This window comes from Methanococcoides methylutens, assembly GCF_000765475.1.
Lineage (GTDB): Archaea > Halobacteriota > Methanosarcinia > Methanosarcinales > Methanosarcinaceae > Methanococcoides > Methanococcoides methylutens.
The window spans coordinates 355,358-375,120 of record NZ_JRHO01000009.1; the positions used below are offsets into that span (position 1 = coordinate 355,358).

General features: G+C 45.4%; 20 protein-coding genes and 2 tRNA genes. 16 read left to right on the forward strand and 6 right to left on the reverse strand.

The window, feature by feature from the left end; all coding sequences use genetic code 11:
- Positions 1 to 100 precede the first annotated feature (100 nt).
- Genes LI82_RS04165 through LI82_RS04175 form a run of 3 tightly spaced genes read left to right on the forward strand, consistent with a single transcriptional unit; the run spans position 101 to position 2,571 of the window.
- Positions 101 to 1,213 carry an ORC1-type DNA replication protein gene (locus LI82_RS04165; RefSeq protein ID WP_048193668.1) on the forward strand — a complete coding sequence of 371 codons (1,113 nt, stop codon included), beginning with the start codon at positions 101 to 103 and terminating at the stop codon, positions 1,211 to 1,213.
- 13 nt (positions 1,214 to 1,226) lie between these two features.
- Positions 1,227 to 1,790, forward strand: coding sequence for a molybdenum-dependent transcriptional regulator (locus LI82_RS04170; RefSeq protein ID WP_048193669.1), 564 nt, complete (start codon positions 1,227 to 1,229; stop codon positions 1,788 to 1,790).
- 1 nt (position 1,791) lies between these two features.
- Positions 1,792 to 2,571, forward strand: coding sequence for an exodeoxyribonuclease III (locus LI82_RS04175; RefSeq protein ID WP_048193670.1), 780 nt, complete (start codon positions 1,792 to 1,794; stop codon positions 2,569 to 2,571).
- Positions 2,572 to 2,726: 155 nt separating this feature from the next.
- Here the strand turns inward: LI82_RS04175 and thsA are convergent, their stop codons facing one another.
- Together thsA and LI82_RS13020 are read right to left on the reverse strand one after the other, a co-directional pair.
- Complete coding sequence (thsA, locus tag LI82_RS04180) at positions 2,727 to 4,367, reverse strand: thermosome subunit alpha (RefSeq protein WP_201770296.1); 1,641 nt, start codon at positions 4,365 to 4,367, stop codon at positions 2,727 to 2,729.
- Between the two features lie 295 nt (positions 4,368 to 4,662).
- On the reverse strand, positions 4,663 to 4,836 hold the full coding sequence (locus tag LI82_RS13020; protein ID WP_160174937.1) for a DUF5350 domain-containing protein: 174 nt from the start codon (positions 4,834 to 4,836) through the stop codon (positions 4,663 to 4,665).
- 264 nt (positions 4,837 to 5,100) lie between these two features.
- Here LI82_RS13020 and LI82_RS04185 point away from each other — a divergent pair, with 264 nt between their 5' ends.
- The 5 genes from LI82_RS04185 to LI82_RS04205 all read left to right on the forward strand — a co-directional run bounded on the left by LI82_RS04185 (position 5,101) and on the right by LI82_RS04205 (position 9,023).
- Positions 5,101 to 6,360: a DNA double-strand break repair nuclease NurA gene (locus LI82_RS04185; RefSeq protein ID WP_048193671.1), complete on the forward strand. Its 1,260-nt coding sequence runs from the start codon at positions 5,101 to 5,103 to the stop codon at positions 6,358 to 6,360.
- Complete coding sequence (locus tag LI82_RS04190) at positions 6,350 to 8,188, forward strand: ATP-binding protein (RefSeq protein ID WP_048193672.1); 1,839 nt, start codon at positions 6,350 to 6,352, stop codon at positions 8,186 to 8,188. Before LI82_RS04185 ends, LI82_RS04190 begins: the two co-directional genes overlap by 11 nt.
- Before the next feature lie 88 nt (positions 8,189 to 8,276).
- Positions 8,277 to 8,350: transfer RNA gene (locus tag LI82_RS04195), tRNA-Lys, on the forward strand.
- A 282-nt stretch (positions 8,351 to 8,632) separates the two neighbouring features.
- Positions 8,633 to 8,706, forward strand: a tRNA-Lys gene (locus tag LI82_RS04200).
- Between the two features lie 137 nt (positions 8,707 to 8,843).
- A complete protein-coding gene (locus LI82_RS04205; RefSeq protein WP_048193673.1) occupies positions 8,844 to 9,023 on the forward strand; it encodes a ribbon-helix-helix domain-containing protein in 180 nt (59 codons plus the stop codon).
- Between the two features lie 83 nt (positions 9,024 to 9,106).
- Here LI82_RS04205 and LI82_RS04210 read toward each other — a convergent pair whose 3' ends face one another.
- From LI82_RS04210 to LI82_RS04220, 3 genes are read right to left on the reverse strand one after another with little or no spacing between them, the layout of a single operon-like run.
- A complete protein-coding gene (locus LI82_RS04210; protein ID WP_048193674.1) occupies positions 9,107 to 9,880 on the reverse strand; it encodes a sugar phosphate isomerase/epimerase family protein in 774 nt (257 codons plus the stop codon).
- A 21-nt stretch (positions 9,881 to 9,901) separates the two neighbouring features.
- A complete protein-coding gene (locus tag LI82_RS04215; protein ID WP_048193675.1) occupies positions 9,902 to 10,342 on the reverse strand; it encodes an RNA-binding domain-containing protein in 441 nt (146 codons plus the stop codon).
- On the reverse strand, positions 10,339 to 10,878 hold the full coding sequence (locus tag LI82_RS04220; RefSeq protein WP_048193676.1) for a dephospho-CoA kinase: 540 nt from the start codon (positions 10,876 to 10,878) through the stop codon (positions 10,339 to 10,341). Before LI82_RS04220 ends, LI82_RS04215 begins: the two co-directional genes overlap by 4 nt.
- A gap of 150 nt (positions 10,879 to 11,028) precedes the next feature.
- Here LI82_RS04220 and LI82_RS04225 point away from each other — a divergent pair, with 150 nt between their 5' ends.
- The 5 genes from LI82_RS04225 (at position 11,029) to porB (ending at position 15,195) form a co-directional block, all read left to right on the forward strand.
- Positions 11,029 to 11,985: a tRNA dihydrouridine synthase gene (locus LI82_RS04225; protein ID WP_048193677.1), complete on the forward strand. Its 957-nt coding sequence runs from the start codon at positions 11,029 to 11,031 to the stop codon at positions 11,983 to 11,985.
- 317 nt (positions 11,986 to 12,302) lie between these two features.
- Entirely contained in the window at positions 12,303 to 12,845 is a 543-nt protein-coding gene (locus LI82_RS04230) for a pyruvate ferredoxin oxidoreductase subunit gamma (protein ID WP_048193678.1), read from the forward strand.
- Positions 12,846 to 12,848: 3 nt separating this feature from the next.
- Entirely contained in the window at positions 12,849 to 13,109 is a 261-nt protein-coding gene (gene porD / locus LI82_RS04235; RefSeq protein ID WP_048193679.1) for a pyruvate synthase subunit PorD, read from the forward strand.
- Positions 13,109 to 14,323 carry a pyruvate synthase subunit PorA gene (gene porA / locus LI82_RS04240; RefSeq protein ID WP_048193680.1) on the forward strand — a complete coding sequence of 405 codons (1,215 nt, stop codon included), beginning with the start codon at positions 13,109 to 13,111 and terminating at the stop codon, positions 14,321 to 14,323. Before porD ends, porA begins: the two co-directional genes overlap by 1 nt.
- Positions 14,320 to 15,195: a pyruvate synthase subunit PorB gene (gene porB, locus LI82_RS04245; protein WP_048193681.1), complete on the forward strand. Its 876-nt coding sequence runs from the start codon at positions 14,320 to 14,322 to the stop codon at positions 15,193 to 15,195. The genes porA and porB overlap by 4 nt, the downstream gene beginning before the upstream one ends.
- A gap of 117 nt (positions 15,196 to 15,312) precedes the next feature.
- On the opposite strand, the gene LI82_RS04250 is transcribed toward porB, so the two are convergent.
- Positions 15,313 to 16,713 (reverse strand): alanine/glycine:cation symporter family protein, encoded by a 1,401-nt coding sequence (locus LI82_RS04250; protein WP_048193682.1) that lies wholly within the window; start codon positions 16,711 to 16,713, stop codon positions 15,313 to 15,315.
- Positions 16,714 to 16,897: 184 nt separating this feature from the next.
- On the opposite strand from LI82_RS04250, the gene nth reads away from it, so the two are divergent.
- The 3 genes from nth to dinB all read left to right on the forward strand — a co-directional run bounded on the left by nth (position 16,898) and on the right by dinB (position 19,570).
- Complete coding sequence (gene nth / locus LI82_RS04255) at positions 16,898 to 17,530, forward strand: endonuclease III (RefSeq protein WP_048193683.1); 633 nt, start codon at positions 16,898 to 16,900, stop codon at positions 17,528 to 17,530.
- A 47-nt stretch (positions 17,531 to 17,577) separates the two neighbouring features.
- Positions 17,578 to 18,294 (forward strand): hypothetical protein, encoded by a 717-nt coding sequence (locus LI82_RS04260; RefSeq protein WP_236622658.1) that lies wholly within the window; start codon positions 17,578 to 17,580, stop codon positions 18,292 to 18,294.
- Positions 18,295 to 18,475: 181 nt separating this feature from the next.
- On the forward strand, positions 18,476 to 19,570 hold the full coding sequence (dinB, locus tag LI82_RS04265; RefSeq protein ID WP_048193685.1) for a DNA polymerase IV: 1,095 nt from the start codon (positions 18,476 to 18,478) through the stop codon (positions 19,568 to 19,570).
- The last annotated feature ends 193 nt before the right edge of the window (positions 19,571 to 19,763 follow it).

Below are 19,763 nucleotides of genomic sequence, written 5' to 3' on the forward strand. Positions count from 1 at the left end.
CCACTTTTTTTTAAAAAATAACAATGGAGGTTCCATAAGCAAAAGGCTATTATGTATTTTCACAATTATTGTATTAGAATTTATTGAGGAGATGCTGTATATGGATAAGGATATGCTGATGTGGGACGAGACCATTTTCAGGGATGGTAGTGTTCTTGAACTGGACCATCTTCCTGATCATTTCTCGCACCGTGAAACACAGATGCAATCCCTTATGTACAGTTTGCGCCCTGCTCTTCGGGGAATGCGTCCTATCAACAGCCTTCTTAGTGGACCACCGGGTACCGGAAAGACAACGACGGTCATGAAGGTTTTCGGGGAGATGAAAAAACACTCGGAAAATGTGGTTTTCGTAAAAGTGAACTGCCAGATGGACTCCACGAAGTTTGCTGTTATTGCGAGGGTCTACAAGGCGCTTTTCAAAGTATCTCCTCCTGCATCAGGAGTTGCATTCAGGAAACTTTTTGAAAAGGTAATGAACTTCCTTGTAGAAAATGAGAAGACGCTGGTTGTCTGCCTTGATGATATCAATTATCTTTATCATGAAGGAAATGCTGACGATGTCATGTATTCCATGCTCAGGGCCCACGAACAGTTCCCGGGAGCAAAGGTTGGTGTGATCGCTATCGTGAGTGATACCGGAAAGCTTTACCAGTTCGACCCGAAGGTGAACTCGGTGTTCCTGCCGGAAGAGGTCGCTTTCCCAAGGTATGCGTATGATGAGCTTCAGGATATCCTTGGCAGAAGGATCGATCTTGCATTCTTCCCTAATGTCGTATCGGATGAAGTAAAGGATGCTATTGTGGGATACGTTGATATGACCGGTGACCTCCGGGTGGGCATAGATCTTCTGAAACGTTCGGGCCTGAATGCCGAAAGGCGAGCCAGCAGGACAATATCTATTGAAGATGTGGAAAGTGCGTATGAAAATTCCCGTTTATTGCATCTTGGAAGGAGTATTATGTCCCTTACACCCGATGAGCGAACACTTCTCGAGCTTATCGCAAAGCAAAGGGAATGCCAGACCGGTGAGCTCTACAAGCTTTTCCATGAACAGACCGGTCTTGGATACACTCGTTTCTATGATATGGTCAACAAGCTCAATGATGCACGCTATGTTAGCACTGATTTTTCCGGCAAAGGTACTCGTGGTCGTACGCGTATCGTGAAACCAAGATACCAGCCGGAAGATATTCTCAAGTGCCTTGAATGAAGGGGGTAGGACGTTGGAGACAAGAACTAAAGTATGGCTTACAGAAGATGGGAAGCATATAATCGGTGCTGGCAAGGTTAATTTGCTCAAAGCCATTGATGAGGAACGTTCTTTAAGTAAAGCATGTAAAAAACTCGGGATGTCTTACAAACATGCCTGGCTTATCCTGAAGAAAATGAATGAACGGGGGGACCAGGAGGTCGTTTACACTGTCAGGGGTGGAAAGGGCCAGGGTACTTTCCTGACTGAGTATGGTAAACAACTGATCGATGAATACGAGGCAAGTCGTACATACATTGATGAAACGGTTGGTGATGACACCTCATGGGAGAACATTGCCTTCAAACTGTCTGCCCGCAATAAATTGATCGGAAGGGTGGTCGAAGTTGAGAAAGGTGACATTGTCTCTAAGGTGAAGATCGAAGTGGATCCTGCAATTCTTACATCCATTGTAACGGCAGAGGCTGTTGACAGACTCGATGTAAAGGAAGGGGATGAGCTGTTTGCAATCATCAAATCCACCGAGGTCATGCTGGCAAGACCTTCTCGGGCATCGCCTGAAAATGAGGATGATTAAAATGGGTTCTATCAATATTATGTCATGGAATGTGAATGGTTTAAGGTCCATGGTGAAGAAAGGTTTTCTGGAATGGGTGGCTGAATCTCAACCTGATATACTCTGTCTTCAGGAGATCAAAGCACAAGAAAGGCAGCTTCCTACGAATCTGCGACATATTGATGGCTACATTCCTCATTTCTTTTCGGCAGAACGCAAAGGTTACAGTGGTGTTGCGGTCTATACGAAACTTCCTCCGGTAAATGTTGAATATGGTCTCGGTGAGAAGCGCTTTGATGTGGAAGGCAGGACTTTGATCGCAGAATTTGAGGATTTCGTTCTTTTTAACATATATTTCCCTAATGGGAAGGCCTCTGATGAAAGGCTCCAGTACAAGATGGACTTCTATGATGCATTTATGGAACGTGCAGACGGATTCAAGGATGAAGGCAGGAATGTTATTGTATGTGGTGATGTGAACACCGCTCACAAAGAGATCGATCTTGCACGACCCAAACAGAATGAGAAGTCATCAGGTTTCCTTCCTCAGGAGAGGGCATGGATCGATATTTTCCTGGACCGGGGCTATGTTGACACTTTCCGGATGTTCAATCAGGAGGCAGGACAATACAGCTGGTGGGACCAGAAGACGCGTGCAAGGGACCGTAATGTTGGCTGGCGAATAGATTACTTCTTTGCAAGCGAGAGCCTGAAAAATCGGATAACTTCAGCTTACATACTGCCGGATGTTATGGGTTCTGACCACTGTCCGATCGGCATCGAATTAGAGGTCGGTCAATAACTTATCTGATATTTTGTTGATGGCCAGGGCTGTGTAGCTTTTGCTCTCCAAAAAATATGGGTAATTATTTTATGAGAAATAGTAAGTGAGAATTTGTATTTATAAAAAGAATTGTTGGGCGCAAAATGCGCCCTTATGTTTAGTATTTTTTGAATTTACATCATTGGAGGCATTCCGCCACCCATACCGCCCATACCGCCTTCTGGCATTGGTGGTGCTCTGGTTGATGCAATGATGTCGTCGATCCTGAGGATCATGACTGATGCTTCAGCTGCTGAGTTGATCGCCTGGGTCTTTACCCTGAGAGGCTCAACAACGCCGTTCTCCCACATGTCGATGACAGTGCCGGTGTAGACGTTAAGACCAGCGGTCTTTATGCCTTTCTCGTGGTGTGAGCGCAGTTCAACAAGCATGTCTATTGGGTCAAGTCCTGCGTTCTCTGCAAGTGTCCTTGGGACGATCTCGAGTGCTTCTGCGAATGCCTTGACTGCGAGCTGTTCCCTACCGCTGAGTGTTGCTGCGTACTCGTTGAGTCTGAGTGCAACCTCTACTTCAGGTGCTCCGCCACCAGCGACGAGCTCTTCATCTTCGATTGCAACAGCGACTACGCGGAGTGCATCTTCGAGTGCTCTCTCGATGTTGTCGATCACGTGCTCTGTACCGCCACGGAGGAGGATTGACACGGACTTTGGATTGACACAGCCGGTAATGAATACCATGTTGTCGCCACCGATCTTTCTCTCTTCGACAAGTTCTGCCTGTCCAAGATCGTCTGCGTTCATCTCTTCGATGTTGGTGACAAGTTTTGCACCTGTGGAGCGGACAAGTTTTTCCATGTCGCTCTTCTTGACACGCCTGACTGCAAAGAGACCTGCCTTTGCAAGGAAGTGCTGTGCCATGTCATCGATACCCTTCTGACAGAATACGACATTTGCACCACTTTCGGTAATGCTGTTCACAAGGTTTCTGAGCATTGCTTCTTCCTGGTCGAGGAATGACTGGAGCTGGTCAGGGGATGTGATGGAGATCTCTGCATCGACTTCTGTTTCCTTAAGTTCGATAGCAGTGTTGAGGAGTGCGATCTTTGCGCCTTCTACCTTCTTTGGCATGTTAGCGTGTACTCTTTCCTTATCAAGGATCATACCTTCGATGAGCTCGGAGTCGTCGATACGTCCGCCGACCTTCTTCTCGATCTTTACGTTCTCGATCTCGACCTTGTTTCCGCCGTCCTGGTCGACGATGCTTGTGATCGCGTCTACAGCGATCTTGGAAAGTACTTCCTTTGATGCTTCTGCGCCTTTACCGGTCATTGCGGTGTCAGAGATCTTGGTAAGCATTTCCTTGTTGTCGCATGTGACATGCTTTGAAAGTGTCTTGAGGATCTCTCCTGCTTTTTTGGAGGCCATCCTGTAACCTGCTGCGATTATGGTTGGGTGGACGTCCTGCTCGATCATCTCTTCTGCTTTCTTGAGGAGTTCGCCTGCAACGACAGCTGCAGATGTTGTACCATCTCCAACTTCATCGTCCTGTGTCTTTGCGACTTCGACGATCATCTTTGCAGCTGGGTGCTCAATGTCCATCTCTTTGAGGATGGTTGCACCATCGTTTGTGATAACTACATCTCCAAGGGAGTCTACAAGCATCTTGTCCATACCTTTTGGACCAAGGGTTGTTCTTACTGCTTCAGCAACTGCCTTTGCTGCCATGATGTTGTTGCTCTGGGCATCCCTGCCTCTAGTTCTCTGGCTACCTTCTCTTAAAATGAAGATAGGCTGTCCTGACATCTGTCCTGCCATATATTTTAACCTCCTATATTAAACATAGATCAATGTAACTACCTGTGTCTCAGGTCGTTTTTACATGTTTGTAGTTCTATATATAGTTTACTGATAACTGGTTTTTCCTGACCTAATTTCCAGTTATCACTGAGTATGCTTGTTAACTGCTTACGACTAAACTATTTGCTGTAAAAGCATCAGCTATCCGGTTAACATGCCGATGGTTCATTCAATTCAAAAAAAGATAGTCGGTCTCTTTCAAAGAGACCAATCTTAATAAAGGACTGATCTTTCAGTCCTGAAAAAGAGATACTTAGCTTACAATAGCTTTTGGTGATCTCTTAAGGAAACGCCTCTTTGCGCCGCCTGAGGTGAATCTCTGTGCAGGTCCTGGGTGTGCCTTAGCTCCAAAAGCTTTCTGCACTTTGATGACCCTTCCCTTTCTTCCTTTGACCTTTACCCATTCAATGCTGCCTGTTTTACCCATTATCAATCCTCGTTATGATTTTATGTTAATATTAATTTTAAGGCCCCGATGGCCTCTGATATCTATTATATTTGTAATTGGCACAAATGTGGATATTTGTGACCTGATAAATACAATGTTATAGGTTTCCTTTAGATGTAATGTTTATAGTTAAAGTTTACGGAACTTATGATGTGTGAAGACTGGTTGTTTCAAGCCAACAAATTGAGCAATTGAATATAAAAAATAAACAGATATATCTATGTTCCTGTACATTTGTTTCACATGACCCTTGAGCCGGTTCACATTAAAGCCATTTCCAGTATGGTATCCCGTATCGATAGTTTATCGGAGGACGATGATCCGGAAAAGGCACCTGAGCTTTTTGAACTTCTCAGTGAGCTGGAATTTGAAGGTAAGGTCGTCCTCAAGGCACTCGGTAAACTTTTCCGTGCAAAAGTTGACATCGATCAGATGTCTCTTGCAAAAGACCCCTTTGAGAAGACCTATTCCTGTGATAGTGGTAGTACCAATCCGATATCGTTCAACAGTGGGTTGTATGTGGACCTTTGTCATTGTAGTATTGCTTCAACACCTACAGATATCGATCTTCATTCAAAATGGACCATGGTCATGTCAACATATTCTCCCGGTACAGGCATGGTTCTTGACACAGGGGATTGGGAGTACTTTGATGAAAATGAAGGTCGCGCATCTATTGTAAAGATAAGGCCCGGACTGCTCAAGAAAAGGGTTGACCGGATGGTTCACAACATTGCACTGTACCTGTCAGAATCAGAACACATACTATGGCTCATGGAAAAATTCGATGAAGATGGCTTTTTCATAATGGATGGTCCTATTTATCCAAAACAGTTGATGTACTGGATGGTTGTGGAATCCGATGAAGTGCAGATAAGGGATGACGACAATGCGAAACGTATCCTGCAGAACTATGTGGATATCATGGACCATCACATTGCTAACAGAAGGCCTCTTATCGGCTTTGTGAAGAACCCGGAGGACATGCAGACAATGATAACTCTCCGGAAAAAATATTCTATGGGCGATCTTCCCTGGCTGAGGGACTCGCAGTTCTTCAAGAATGTGCTCTCTCCGGGAAAGGACGAAGGAAAAGGTAGCAGATGGATAACCTATACCAACTGGTTCCTGCAACCCAATCAGTTCTATGAGAATATGATGGACAGCACTTCCCTTGTGCTGGATATGGACCTTAAGCATGAGTTTCCCAAAGAGGACTATGCCATCACATTTTTCATGATCTTTGTTCCTTCCATTGATGTTCTTTTCAAGATAGAATCTCCTTATGGGATAACAAAGGATGAGCAGATGCGGGACCAGATCACCAGGAAAGTTCTGCACGATATTGCTGTGAACGGCATCCCTATGACGCTTTCAAAGGCAGATTCCCTTGCGAAGATAAGGATCTCGGAAAAAAAGCTGATCAAAGGCATGTTCAAAGGACAGAAGATCGATACTATTTACAATGATGTGAGATGGGGTGAATCAATAGATGATCAATGATACAGACTTATTGGCCTATGCTTCAGAAAGTGATCTTAGTGATGAAGATGCTACGAAGCTAATTTCGGAAAACAGGGCTACTGCAAAAGCCCCTGAATTCGAGGAGTATGATGTTGGGGCTTCGTTCGATCTGAATACCGGTGATGCGGACAACGCCTTTGGTATCATAACGACAGGGTTTGATCCTCTTGAGGTCACCGAATCCGGATCGAGGATCGCAGGCTACATAACTACGGATCACAGGTCACAGGTACGCCTGGGCACATATGTGATAGTACCTTATGAGAACGAACACCTCTTTGCACGTATATGGAAGCTCCAGTACCAGCAGCAGTTCGAAGTGGATGATGCTACCGAGATACATTCACGCAGGATGCTCAGGAGCAACACCACAGCAGAGCTGGATTACAAGTTCCTTGCCTACCTTGATCCGATCTGTATCCTGTATGAGCATGTACCCGGGGACGAATCCTCCCTTGTGCGTCGTATGGCAGACCGTATCCCAAGACCCAACACACCTATATTACCGGTAACTGAAAAACTGAAGATCCAGACCGGGCTTAACATCCCTCGCGAAGGTATCTTCCTTGGTCATCTGAGTGTAGGTGGTGAACTAGTGCGGACACATGCATCACCACCGACCGTGCCTTACTATTTGAGGAATGATTATTCCATGGGCGACCCGTTAATATTCAGGCATATGCTGGTCTGTGGTAGTACCGGTACCGGTAAGACCTTCCTCACAAAGAACATCCTGCGCCAGTTCATGAGCGAGGGTAACAGATATCAGGTGCGTGACAACGGGGATGGTGTAAAAAAGAACAAGAACCCGTGTCTGGTGATAATGGATCCTCAGGATGAGTATTCCCAGCTTCTGGAGGATAATCCTGATCTTGTTTCTTCTGATGAACATGATATGAACTCAGAGAGCGTGAAGTTTGGTGGTGTCCCTTCCACAAAGACCTTTGTGGCAAATGTGGATGGGCAAAACTACAATGGCAGGTCACGTGCCGAACAGGCTGAATTTACAATACCTTTCGAGATGGTCAGGAGCAACTCCTGGCTGATCGCTGCAGCAGGACTTACTGAGCTTCAGGGTATAGCCCTTGAACTTCTGCTTGAGGACTACTTCAAAAGACCTGGAAAACATACGTACAACGGCTTTATGGAGCACATCGATGACGCAGGCGTGAGGGGCACTTATGTTGATAACGGCAAGATCCACGAAGCATCCTATGATGGAATTGTAAGGAAGGTCAGGAATCAGGCTTTCAGAAGGGTCTTCGACCAGCCTGCAACACCTATAACCGAAATGCTTGCTGATATCTTCAAAGCAGGGCAGATCTGCGTGTTCCCTACTGAGTACATCTCGAACACCAGGATACGGGATCTTATCACACTTACTCTCATGACCATCGTTGTGGACAACAAGTTGAACACGTCCGGTGATGCACTGGTCAAGGAAACGCCGATCATCCTTGTGCTGGATGAAGCACACAGGTATCTTGCAAAGGGTGCAGGAGAACACTCTAAGCGCATCATCTCCAAGTTCGCGGATGCAGCCCGCCAGGGCCGTAAGGAAGGCCTGGGTCTGTTCCTTATCACGCAGGACCCTCAGGATATAGATGAAACAGTGTTCAAGCAGGTCAACAGTCGTGTGATCCTGAACCTTTCCAACGATGCCGCAATTAGTGCAATGAAGGTCAAAAAAGAGTATGAAAAGCGTATTCCATATCTCAAGAAAGGACAAATGATAATTCAAAGTCCTGACAACAGCGATGTTGTAGAGGTCATAGGGCTTTCAAAGTGTGTTGTAAAGCATGTCTGAAAAAAGCATTTGAGGGAGTAGATTCCCTCTCTTGCGATACGTATATATAGGGCTAATACGTATGGGAGCAACTACTCACATATGCGTTGGGCCGGTAGCTTAGTCAGGCAGAGCGATGGACTCTTAATCCATCGGCCGAGGGTTCAAATCCCTTCCGGCCCGCTTTTATGAGATCTAATTCTATATTTCATTCTACTTTTCAATCTATCTTTAAATCTATACTTCTACTGTCAATGTGATCATTTACTGTTCCATATCGCTGTTGATATCTGGTTTACAAAAGTTTCTCATGGGATCTCAGCTTCTTGTATTCCTGATACTTGTTTATCTGTGTAAAAGGTATAAGTGACCAAATATGTTGCAGGTCCGGGGGTTTTGATATCCTCTTTCTTCCGAAACCTATATATCATGAAAATACCTATGAGAGCCAGCTTCAATAGAATTGGGCCGGTAGCTTAGTCAGGCAGAGCGATGGACTCTTAATCCATCGGCCGAGGGTTCAAATCCCTTCCGGCCCGCTTTCAATTCATATCTTTTTTCGGAATAATTATTGAATAATTAACTACTGTAATGCTTATGATGTCTTACATATCATATTGATAACCTATGCCACTGTATAGTGTTGCATACTAATTTCCATCTTTAGGTGAGAACAATGCCAAAAGTAAGTGTTGATATTCCACAGGAACTTCTTGACGACCTGAACGCACATGTGGGTAATGATAAGAAGTTTGTCAGTCAGTCCGATGCTATAAGAACCGCCATCCGCAAGATGCTTGACATGATGGACAATATTGATCGGAGGCACGGAAGGTTGGATCAGGAAAGTCTCTGATGGCTTTTTAAAGCGAACTCATCTAGGCCGAACTAAGCGGGGATCGAAAATAGAGATTTAAAAAACAAGAAAAAGGCCCAGTCTCAAAGCCCTTTTAGGAAATTCAGACTTTCTCTTCCTTCTTCCAGGCTGCTCATCTCGGTGACGAGCCTGCCCTTGTAATCGGATAATCCTTTTTTCACAGCTTCCCAGTTGACAGAACCCCTGCCTGCGGGGAGATGCTCATCCCTCTTGCCCATGTTGTCATGAAGGTGTACATGCAATATTCTGTCCCTGCATTTTTCAAGGAATCCCTCGAGGTGTCCTGTTGTGTTCGCATGTCCCACGTCCAGGGTCATTGCGACGTTGTCACGGTCAACATCGTCCAGTATCCTTAATATTTCATCAGGTTCTCTTCCAAATATCATCGGGAAATCGGGCATATTTTCCACAGCAATGGAGATGCCATATTCTTCAGCAGTATCACATAGTTCCTGGATTGAACGGACGTTCGTATCCCATGCACGTTCAGGTACCTTCTTTCCGTATGGTGAAAGGTATCCCGGGTGCACGACTGCAACTTCCACAAGTCCGGATGCCAGGGAGATGTAGTTCTTCATTTGCCTGAGCACTTCTCTGTGTATGCCTCGATTGAGGCCTGCCAGGTTCATGTCTGAGAATGGCATGTGCATGGTAAGCACAAGATTTGTGGTCTCAAGTACTTCCCTGATCTTTGGCAGATTTTCTTCGCTAAGACACTGGGTACCTTCCTGTACCATCTCCCAGCCTGTAAAACCTATGTCCTCAAGTTCATAGACCCATGGGAAGGGTTCCTCGAGGACTGCATTTGATGAGAAACTTAATCTGCTGACGTCCATGCTGTCTCACTTCCGGGGGTTTTATAGCTTTGGCATTTCAGGTTCAAAGAGTGGGATTCCTTCCTCTGTTGGTGGTGCTAACCACTCGATGAGGATTTCCATCTCTTCCGCGGTATCTGTCGTTATATCAACGTGTATGGATCCGAGGGTTTCATCCTGGGTAGCTAAATTCAATTTACCTATTGTTGCTACCTGCTTGTTAATGAGGAATCTGCTTCTTGTCGGATTCCTGTAACTGCCTGCTTCCAGTCTGGTGCGGGCAGTATCAATGATAAGTTCTCTCCTGAACAGGTCATGGATGTTCCTGAGGCTCTCGATATCACCGGTACCTTCGATGAAATCACCTTCGTCGGTAGTTACTGTTTCTATCTCTATAAGCGGGAACATGTTCATGACTGCCTTCTCCACAAGTTCCTTATCTTCTGTGGGATTGACGGCAGTTCTTATCTTTACTTCGATCATGCGTTCTCCAGTATTTCATTGATAGTATTCCTGAATGCATCGATGGTGTCGGTGTTATCGACAGTTATGTCTGCCACTTTGATGGCTTCTGCAAGTCCCCATCCAAGTTCCCGTTCATCTCTTATCTTCAATGCTTCGATATCGGTCATATCATCGCTTCTGCCACGGTTCGTGACCCTCTCAAAGCGTGTTTCCAGAGGTGCATCGATGAAGACCAGTGTAAAATCGTCTCCGAAATGCTCCTTGAAAAATGTGACCTCTGCTATTCCGCGTACACCATCCACAACGACAAGGTCTTTTCCTAAAGCCTCTATCTTTGGAACACAACGCTTTGCAACAGCATCCATGCCTTCCTTGTCTCGCAGGTCATTTGCCACGCCGCCGGTGTTGGCATCTGTGGGGTCGAGCCCTCTTGCTTTGACCTCGTCGCGTATAACATCTCCCATGTTTACAACATCGATATTTTCTTCCTTTACAACATCTGATGCTACGGATTTGCCTGCTGCCGGCATTCCTACAAAAGCTATGATCTTCATATTTTGTGACCCTGTTGTGGTTTAAAGTAATAATATATTGGAATTATAATGTTCATTACATTAATTAGTGTATATTATAGGTATGGTGAACGGGATTATCAAGGTTTTGATTTTATATATCAGTATGTCTTTGTGTGAGTTGAGCTTAATATGAGACTGGGCGGCGTGGATCTTACTGGTAACCTTTTGCTTGCACCTATGGCGGATGTGACGAATCTGGCCTTCAGGCTGATGTGCAAAAGATATGGCGCGTCCCTGACATTTACTGAAATGATAAGTTCAGATGCAGTTGTACATGGTAATGAGAAGTCTTTCCTTCGGGGGATGACCTGTGAGGAAGAGCGTCCTTTTGGAGTGCAGTTATTTGGTCACTGTCCGGAAACGATAACCTCTGCAGCACTTGCTATTGAGGAAATGTTCGAGCCGGTGGTAATTGACATTAACCTGGGATGTCCATCACCTACCATCACAAGTGCCGGGTGTGGTTCCGCACTACTTCGCTCACCTGAAATTGTGAGTGAGATCTTCAGTGATCTTTGTGAGAACGTGAACACGCCGGTAACTGCAAAGATACGTATTCTTGAAAGCGTGGATGAAACTCTTGATATTGCTACCCGGCTGGAAAAGGCTGGTGTCTGTGCGATCACTGTCCATGGACGTACAAGGGAACAGGGCTATCAGGGGTTTGCAGACCATAGTTATGCAAAGCGTATCAAAGAGGAACTCTCAATTCCGGTTATTGCCAATGGTGATGTAAAAGATGGCGAGTCTGCAAAACGTATTCTGGAATATACCGGATGTGACGGGTTGATGGTCGGGAGGGCAGCTATGGGGGATCCTCATGTTTTCTATCGAATATCCCGTTACCTTGAGGACGGTGAGGTCATTGGAACTTGCTGTGGACAACGCAGGGATGATCTGCTTGAATACATTGAATTGCTGGAAAAGTTTGACCTGATATCACATGTGAACATGAAGGCACATTCACAGTGGTTCACAAGGGGCTTAAAAGATAGCAGGCGTATGCGTATGGAGATGGGTAATGCCGTTTCCCATGTTTCTCTTGTGGAATGCATTCGCAATATGTGCGGGAATGATTCTGAATAACATTTTGTACATATGAGCATTAAATATCATGACTGCCTCATGATGTCGTTTTTTAAACATATTCTTCTATTTTCGGGTTGATTTTTTTCATCGATTTACCGAAAGACTAAATAGTAATTAGGATTGTACACAATTAAACATTGCATTTAGACTGCGATATATATTTTTGGCAGTCAATGTGTGTGAAAAACAACTACGGCCTAAAGGTTCATGCCTTTTGGCGATACATTCCGAATACTATTGGACCTTATCCAAAACGAATGTGGTAGCTGTTCATTATCGAATAATTATAACTTATTGTCTTACGGAGAATACACATGAAAGAAATAAGAATACACGGTAGAGGCGGACAGGGTTCTGTCACTGCTGCCGAGCTGCTGGCTGTTGCAGCTTTTGCTGATGGTAAGTTCAGCCAGGCATTCCCGGCTTTTGGTGTGGAACGCCGTGGTGCACCGGTTCAGGCATTTACAAGGATTAGTGATGATCCTATCAGACTCAGGGCTCAGGTATACGAGCCGGACTATGTTATTGTCCAGGACCCAACACTCCTCGAAGTAGTCAGTATCGCAAGTGGTGCAAAGGACGACGGAATCATTCTTATTAACAGTGATTTTGATCCGGAACACTTCGACCTTGACACCAATGCTAAGATCATGACGGTCAACGCTACAAAGATCGCCCTTGATATTATTGGAAGGCCTATTGTGAACACTGTTCTCTTAGGTGCTTTCGCAGGTGCATCCGGTCTTATCGACCCTGCATCCATCAAGGAAGCTGTTATGGAGCGCTTCCCCGGCAAGGTCGGTGAGAAGAACGCAGAGGCTATCCAGAAAGCCTACGATATGATGATGGAGGCTTAAATTATGACAATCCCACCAGGAGGAGTCTGTGCTCCAGGTTCCACTCTTGTTAACAAGACCGGAGGATGGAGAACATTCAAACCTGTCTATGATTATGACAAATGCATTAAATGCAAGCTCTGTGAACTCTTATGTCCGGACGCTTCGATCGATCCAAGGGACGATGGTTTCTTTGAGTTCAACTATGACTTCTGTAAAGGATGCGGTATTTGTGCTAACGAATGTCCAAAGGACGCTATTGAAATGGTTCTGGAGGAGAAATAATGAAGCGTGATTTTGAGAAAGACAAGAAGGACATGGTCGTCGTCGAGGGTTCATATGCAGTTGCAAGCGCTGTAAAATCCTGCAGACCAAATGTTATCTCAGCATATCCTATCACCCCTCAGACACATATTGTGGAAGATCTTTCACAGTTCATGGCTGACGGTGAAATCCCAAACTGTGAATACATCATGGTAGAATCAGAGTTCTCTGCTCTTTCCGCATTGGTCGGTTCATCCGCAGCAGGCGCAAGAAGCTACTCTGCAACAACTTCCCAGGGTCTTGAACTCATGCATGAGGTCCTTTTCAACGTTTCAGGTATGAGATTACCTGTTGTAATGACCGTTGCTAACAGGGCAGTCAGTGCACCAATTAACATCTGGAATGACCAGCAGGATTCCATCTCCCAGAGAGACACCGGCTGGATCCAGCTCTATGCAGAAGATACACAGGAAGTTTCCGATATGACTGCACAGGCATTCAAGATCGCTGAGGACCCTGATGTCCTGCTTCCGGTAATGACCTGTATGGACGGTTTCATCCTGTCCCACGTCTACGAACCTGTTGTACTTCTTGACGATGACCTTGTAGCAGAATACCTGCCACCATTCGAGCCTGAGTTCAAGCTCGACCCGAAGAACCCAAAGACCTTCGGTGCATTCGCAGATCCAAACTCTTACACTGAGTTCAGATTCCTGCAGCAGCAGGCAATGAACAAGGCATTGAAAACGATCGAAGATGCTGCAGACGAGTTCTATGACCTCTTTGGAAGGTACTACGGTGGTCTTATTGACACGTATGAGACAGATGATGCAGATATCATCCTCATGGCAATGGGTTCAATTGTAGGTACCATCAAGGATGTCGTTGACAAGCTCCGGGCAAATGGCGTCAAGGTCGGTCTTTTGAAGGTAAGGTCCTTCCGTCCGTTCCCTGTAGAGGCTATCAAGAACGTCATCAAGGATGCAAAGGTCGTTGTTGCACTTGACAAGAACATTTCTATCGGTCTTAACGAAGGAGCACTCTTCACAGAGACCAAGGCGAGCCTGTACAACACAAAGATCGATGTTCCTGTGATCGGCTTCATGATCGGTCATGGAGGTCGTGACATTCCTGTAGAGACCATCGAGAACATCATCGATGAGGCAAAGAAAGTAATCGATTCAGGTATCAGTGTCGAAAGTCAGTTTACTGACCTGAAGGAGGAGTTGTTATGAAATCACTTTTAGCACCAGGACACAGGGGATGCGCAGGTTGCTGTGATGCAATGGCTGCAAAGTTCACACTCATGGCTGCCGGCGAGGACTGTATTGTTGTAAGTCCTACCGGATGTCTTGAAGTTATGACCACTCCATATCCTGAATCTTCATGGGATGTTCCATTTATCCACTCCCTTTTTGAGAACAACGCAGCAGTCGCATCAGGAATTGAAGCTGCTCTCAAGGCAAAGGGCGAGATGGGAAATACAAAGATCATTGCAATGGGCGGTGACGGTGCAACCCTTGATATCGGTATGCGCTCCGTATCCGGTGCATTCGAGCGTGGACACGATTTCACATTCGTCTGTATCGACAACGAAGCATACATGAACACCGGTGTGCAGAGAAGTGGTGCAACACCATTTGCTGCATCTACCACAACCAGTCCATCCGGTACAGTATCTTTCGGTAACATCCGTCCAAAGAAGAACATGCCTGCTATCATGGCTGCACATGGTTCACCATACGTTGCTACAACTTCCATCGGATATCCAAAGGATATGATCAGGAAGGTCAAGACAGCAGTCGATGTAGAAGGTCCTACCTACGTGCATGCACATTCGCCATGTACAACAGGATGGGGATTCGATACTTCCAAGACCGTAGAGGTCGCAAAGATGGCAGTAGAGACATGTCTCTGGCCACTATATGAAATGGAAGATGGTGAGATCACCAAGGTCAAGAAGGTCAAGAATCCAAAACCAGTCGAAGATTATCTCAAGATGCAGCGCCGTTTCAAGCACCTTTTCACAAAGGAAGGCGGAGACGATTTCATTAAACAGATCCAGGCGCTCGCTGACAAGAACATTGAGAAATTCGGGTTACAGTAAACCCGAATCTCATTTCTTTTTATTTTATTCTATTTTATTTTTTATCGTTCCTGGTCTTGTATACCTGTTACTTTCCTGTTTTTCCTGCCCGAATTGTCTCCAATTCAGACATTTAGCTCAATAGCTGTCTTTTTCCTCTTTAAGCCCATCAAAGTATTTTCTGGTCTCATGAGATATTATCTTGCGTAATGCCAGGATAGCTATCAGGTTCGGGATCACCATAAGTCCGTTGACGATGTCTGCAAGGATCCAGATGGTATCAAGTGTAAGGTAGACTCCGCCTCCTACAAGTGCGATGTAGATGATCCTGTAGGGCATGATACCCCGGACACCCACAAGGAATTCCACACATCTTTCTCCGTAGTAGTTCCAGCCAAGTATGGTCGTAAATGCAAAGAACATCAGTCCTATTCCGACAATGTAGATCCCGATGCTTTCAAGACCTGTGGAAAATGCATAGCTGGTCATGTAAGCACCTTCGTATTCACTTGTCCAGGATCCTGTCATTACAAGGACGATCCCCGTCATTGTACAGAGGATTATTGTGTCGAAGAATGTCCCTGTCATGGAAATGAGGCCCTGTTTGGCAGGCTCCTTTATCCGGGCTGCTGCTGCTGCTATTGGTGCACTTCCAAGTCCCGACTCATTGGAGAACACTCCTCTTGCGATTCCCATCTGGACCGCGAGGATCATGGTGGAACCGAGGAAGCCACCTGCTGCAGCTGTCGGTGTGAAAGCGGAATTAATGATCAGTGAAATCGTTGAAGGTAGTGCGCTGGCATTTGTGGCTATTATGAGCAGACATCCCAGGACATAGGCTATTGCCATGAATGGAACTACTACCTGTGCGACCTTCGATATGCTTCGGATACCACCGATCGTTACCATGGCCACAAGTACAGTAATTACAACTGCAGTGTAGAATGGGGGGACATTGAGTGTTATAGCTGCTGAATCAGCGATCGCATTGACCTGTGGGAAGATACCTATCCCGAAGAATGCGACACCAATGCCACAAAAGGCGAAGAAGACTGCAAGTGGTCTGCTATAGAACTTGTCCGAAAGGCCGTTAGTTATGTAGTGCATGGGTCCGCCTGCCATCTGTCCATTCTCATCGACGGTCCTGTACTTCACTGCAAGCATGCATTCGGCATATTTTGTTGCCATTCCGAAGAACGCCGCCAGCCACATCCAGAAAAGAGCGCCAGGTCCTCCTGCCTTGATGGCAGTGGCAACACCCACGATGTTCCCTGTTCCAATTGTAGCTGCAAGGGCCGTTGTCAGGGCTGCGAAGCTGGAAATATCTCCAGCATTATCGTTGTCTGAAGGCTCTGGGCTTATCACATAACGCAATGCCAGAGGTAACCTGAAGACCTGTATGAAACCGAGGCTAAGCGTGAGGTATACTCCTGTTCCCACAAGGAAGAGCAGCAATGGTGGTCCCCAGACAAAGCTATCGATGTTCCTGAGAATACTGAGAATATCAGTTTCGGCACTGAACAGGTTCAGAAAATCCATATTATTCTCTATAGGCTCTTAAAGTATATTTATTTCAATGGTTCTTTCTGTATGTCTGTTGCAGGATACTTTCCTTAATTCAATTGTTGAGTCACTTATTAGCTCAACTCTTGATCCAATTCAATTCATTTCATTTCAGGAAAACGTTTTGTATTGTGCTAACAAAATAGCTGTGAGGATCACAATGGACAATACAGAGAACTTCGACCAGATATGGTCTATACTTAAAAATGAATATCCTGATCCGCAACCTGAGCTGGATTACACCAACGAATTCGAGCTCCTGATCGCGACTATCCTTTCAGCACAGTGCACAGATGCGCAGGTGAACAGGGTTACAGCTGAGCTTTTCAGCAAGTATCCTGACGCAGGGTCTCTTGCTGCAGCTGATATCAATGATCTTGAAAAGGAGATATATTCCACCGGGTTCTATCGGGCAAAATCTAAGAACATCAAAAGGTCATCACAGTTGATAATCTCTGATTTTGAAGGCAAGGTTCCGGATAGCATGGAAGACCTGACCTCTCTCCCCGGAGTTGCAAGGAAGACTGCCAACATCGTTCTTGCGAGGGGGTTTGGCAAAGTTGAAGGCATTGCCGTGGACACCCATGTGAAAAGGGTCTCCGGCAAGCTTGGACTTACTGAGAATACTGACCCGAAGAAGATCGAACAGGATCTTATGAAACTTGGAGATCAGGCTGAATGGGATGATCTTTCAATGACACTTATCCTTCACGGACGTCGGGTATGCGATGCAAAAAAGCCGAAGTGTGGAATTTGTGTTGTTGCAGATCTGTGTCCTTCAAGGATCGAATAAAAATATTGTTGGGAGTAATTAAGATGAATATCCGTTCAAAATATTTAATGTTTGGATTTGGCCTTGTTCTGGTATCGGCTATCCTCCACCTGATACATTACCTAATATTTCATGATATGCACCATATCTCGATCTATCTTGTAGGTAGGATAGCCTTTGTACCAATGGAAGTTCTGATTGCCTCTTTGATCATCCACCACTTCCTTGAGCGTATCGAGAAAAAACACCAGGTGGAAAAACTGAACATGATAATTGGAAGCTTTTTCAGTGAGGTTGGTACCAACCTTCTTACAGTTATTTCTGATGCTGATCCGGATCTTGACAAGGTTAGGGAGAATTTTGTCATAAAGGATCTATGGTCTGAAAGCGACTTCTCAAATCTTGACGTCTTCCTTAAGAATTATGATTACAATGTCGATGCGAGAAAGATCGATCTGTTCTCATTCTCTTCGTTGCTGGTCAGCAAAAGAGCGTACATGGCATCTCTATTACAGAACCCGATAATGTTCGAGCATGACCCCTTCACCGAGCTCCTCAGGGCTGTATTCCACATGACAGAGGAATTGGATTACAGGGAAGACCTTTCATCTCTTCCGGATTCTGACAAGATGCATCTTTCAGGTGACATCAAAAGGGTTTACAGTTTATTAGCACGTGAGTGGCTGGAGTACATGCAGTATCAGAAAGTCAATTATCCGTTCCTGTTCTCACTTGCAATGAGGACGAATCCATTCGATAAGAATGCAAGTGTGATAGTTCAGTAACGACTTAATGCTGTTTGGCAACAATTCGCTGATGACCTAAATATGAAAATTCAGGAGAGTTTCCATGAGCACTTCAAGTTCATGGAAGTTCTCATCTATGGGGTAGAGGTTCCTTTTCTCTTTACTTTCACCTCACTTGCCAAATCCTTAAAACCAACTTCATACATACTAGCTCTTTACAATGTCACGAGTTATCCTTCATGTCGATATGGACTACTTCTACGCTGCCATCGAAGAGCGCGAGGATCCTTCCATCAGGGACAAGGCAGTTGTTGTCTGCATGTATTCCAACAGGGGTGAAGAGGGAGGGGCTGTCAGCACCTGTAACTATATTGCAAGGGAAGCTGGCATTCATTCTGCCATGCCATGCAGGCTTGCAAAATCCATAAACCCGGATGCTGTCTACCTGCCGGTCCGAAAAGAGTTCTATACTGAAGTATCGGGCCGTATAATGGAAATACTGAGGTCATATGCAGATGGTGATGGCGAGCTTTTTGAGAAGATAAGTATCGATGAGGCTTTCATAGAGATCACTCAGAGGTCAGGTGGTGATTTCGATGTGGCAGAGGAGATCGCAACACAGATCAAAGCGGATGTAAAAAAGCTGGAGGATCTTACATGTTCGGTAGGCATCGGACCTAACAAGATCATTGCCAAGATGGCCTCCTCCCGGCAGAAACCGGATGGTGTCACTCTGATTCGGCCTGAAGATGTTGAGGGTTTCCTGATGGATATGCCTGTATCAAAGCTCTGGGGTATAGGAAATGTCACAGAAGATAAACTGGCTGAAATGGGCATTGAGACCGTGAAGGATCTTGCAGGATGGGATGTGCAGGAGCTGATCGGAGCTTTCGGAAAGACCCGGGGGACCTGGCTTAAAATGGCTGCATCTGGTGTTGATGAAAGTCCGGTGAAAGAGAAAACTGCTTCTGACCAGATCGGCAGGATGGCCTCGCTGACACATGATACTCGCAAGAGCGATCTTGTGTTATCCCTTCTTGACGATCTTGTGGACGATGTGTTCGGAAAGGTACAGACACGAAGTGTATCTTTCAGATCTGTTACAGTAACTGTTATTTATTCGAACTTCAAGACCGTCACCAAAAGCCACACTCTAAATCATCCTGTTGCAGATAAATCAATGCTCAGGGAGGCATCCTACCAGATCATGCGTGAACTGCTGGATAGCAGTACGCTTAATATCAGGCGTATTGGTGTGCGCGTGGGGAATCTCCAGGAAAGCAGGGGACAGAAAACACTGGCGGAGTTTTTCTAATATTGGCTTAGGGAGTTCGGAGTTTTCATCTCTTGTAGCAAGTGGTGGATAGGCAAGTTGTATAAATACCATCCATATATTTTTTTAAATTATCCCTTAGTTCGAATCGTGCCCTTCGCACAATAATGTGGGGATATAGGTAACTTGATTTTTTTGTACGGGGTGGTGTTAATTAATTGCACAATCGTTATTC

Bases quoted from the DNA above. Each gene is read 5' to 3' on its own strand.
- LI82_RS04215 (WP_048193675.1), bottom strand. From the start codon at position 10,342: ATGATCGAAGTAAAGATAAGAACTGCCGTCAATCCCACAGAAGATAAG.
- porA (WP_048193680.1), top strand. From the start codon at position 13,109: ATGAAGCGTGATTTTGAGAAAGACAAGAAGGACATGGTCGTCGTCGAG.
- LI82_RS04250 (WP_048193682.1), bottom strand. From the start codon at position 16,713: ATGGATTTTCTGAACCTGTTCAGTGCCGAAACTGATATTCTCAGTATT.
- LI82_RS04210 (WP_048193674.1), bottom strand. From the start codon at position 9,880: ATGGACGTCAGCAGATTAAGTTTCTCATCAAATGCAGTCCTCGAGGAA.
- thsA (WP_201770296.1), bottom strand. From the start codon at position 4,367: ATGGCAGGACAGATGTCAGGACAGCCTATCTTCATTTTAAGAGAAGGT.
- LI82_RS04230 (WP_048193678.1), top strand. From the start codon at position 12,303: ATGAAAGAAATAAGAATACACGGTAGAGGCGGACAGGGTTCTGTCACT.
- nth (WP_048193683.1), top strand. From the start codon at position 16,898: ATGGACAATACAGAGAACTTCGACCAGATATGGTCTATACTTAAAAAT.
- LI82_RS04225 (WP_048193677.1), top strand. From the start codon at position 11,029: ATGAGACTGGGCGGCGTGGATCTTACTGGTAACCTTTTGCTTGCACCT.
- LI82_RS04220 (WP_048193676.1), bottom strand. From the start codon at position 10,878: ATGAAGATCATAGCTTTTGTAGGAATGCCGGCAGCAGGCAAATCCGTA.
- LI82_RS04165 (WP_048193668.1), top strand. From the start codon at position 101: ATGGATAAGGATATGCTGATGTGGGACGAGACCATTTTCAGGGATGGT.
- LI82_RS04185 (WP_048193671.1), top strand. From the start codon at position 5,101: ATGACCCTTGAGCCGGTTCACATTAAAGCCATTTCCAGTATGGTATCC.
- LI82_RS13020 (WP_160174937.1), bottom strand. From the start codon at position 4,836: ATGGGTAAAACAGGCAGCATTGAATGGGTAAAGGTCAAAGGAAGAAAG.
- LI82_RS04205 (WP_048193673.1), top strand. From the start codon at position 8,844: ATGCCAAAAGTAAGTGTTGATATTCCACAGGAACTTCTTGACGACCTG.
- LI82_RS04260 (WP_236622658.1), top strand. From the start codon at position 17,578: ATGTTTGGATTTGGCCTTGTTCTGGTATCGGCTATCCTCCACCTGATA.
- porD (WP_048193679.1), top strand. From the start codon at position 12,849: ATGACAATCCCACCAGGAGGAGTCTGTGCTCCAGGTTCCACTCTTGTT.
- LI82_RS04175 (WP_048193670.1), top strand. From the start codon at position 1,792: ATGGGTTCTATCAATATTATGTCATGGAATGTGAATGGTTTAAGGTCC.
- LI82_RS04190 (WP_048193672.1), top strand. From the start codon at position 6,350: ATGATCAATGATACAGACTTATTGGCCTATGCTTCAGAAAGTGATCTT.
- porB (WP_048193681.1), top strand. From the start codon at position 14,320: ATGAAATCACTTTTAGCACCAGGACACAGGGGATGCGCAGGTTGCTGT.
- dinB (WP_048193685.1), top strand. From the start codon at position 18,476: ATGTCACGAGTTATCCTTCATGTCGATATGGACTACTTCTACGCTGCC.